This is a genomic window from Sphingomonas sp. CCH9-F2 (genome assembly GCF_001556735.1).
Classification (GTDB): Bacteria; Pseudomonadota; Alphaproteobacteria; order Sphingomonadales; family Sphingomonadaceae; genus Sphingomonas; species Sphingomonas ginsenosidimutans.
The window spans coordinates 1-408 of sequence record NZ_LSJO01000688.1 but is presented as its reverse complement, the minus strand read 5'-3'; the positions used below and the strand labels follow the sequence as shown (position 1 = coordinate 408).

Annotated in this window: 1 pseudogene; it reads right to left on the bottom strand. The window is 76.0% G+C overall.

From position 1 onward, the window contains the following. Nucleotides 1–253, bottom strand: a pseudogene (locus AX685_RS19770) (hypothetical protein); the annotation flags it as partial. Nucleotides 254–408 lie beyond the last annotated feature (155 nt).

The following is a 408-nucleotide window of genomic DNA, read 5'->3' as shown; positions in this document are numbered from 1 at the left end:
GTCCCGCTGCCGGCTCGAACGCGGCGCCCGCCTCGTACGACAGGAACCCCGCGGCATCGAGCGTGCCGTCCGCAGTCGCCGCGCGCACCGCCGCCATGACGTCGCGCACCTCCGGCGCGCTCCACGCCTCCAGCACGCGCACGGGCCGGGTGTAGAGCCGCGCCGCCGCGCCGCCGGGGCGGGCATCGTCGAGGAGGATGAAGGGGTCGCGGGGTGACGTCACCGGGCGGTGATGCCCGTGCGGCCGCGCCACGGCAAGCGGCGTTGCCACCGTGATGGCAGGGGGTTAGCGTCGGCCAACGCATGAGACCAGGAGACCGGATGTCCCGTTACACGTTGCTCGCCATTCCCGCGCTGGTCGCCGCGCCCGCGATCGCGCAGGTCGCGGCGCCGGCGGTGCCGGTGCCC